Consider the following 208-nt stretch of genomic DNA (forward strand, 5'->3'; position numbering starts at 1 on the left):
TTATATGCTTCCGATGTTTGCCTTCTGCGAACCGTCAGCCGCACGGAAACTGGTGATGTATCGGATCCGCAATCTGGCTGGAGCCAGGGAAAAGGCGGCAGAATACGGGTATGAAGGTGCTTTTTACCCATGGGAAAGCCAAGAAAATGGAAAAGACGGCTGTACCCATTATAATTTGACGGATATCTTTACAGGAAGAAAAATGCGT

Annotated in this window: 1 protein-coding gene; it reads left to right on the forward strand. The window is 47.1% G+C overall.

Features of this window, described 5'->3' with window-relative positions:
• A partial coding sequence (locus tag HJY11_RS14880; protein ID WP_208076601.1) for a hypothetical protein occupies positions 1-208 on the forward strand: 208 nt, incomplete at both ends.

Source organism: Bittarella massiliensis (ex Durand et al. 2017) (assembly GCF_017566145.1).
Classification (GTDB): Bacteria; Bacillota; Clostridia; order Oscillospirales; family Ruminococcaceae; genus Bittarella; species Bittarella massiliensis_A.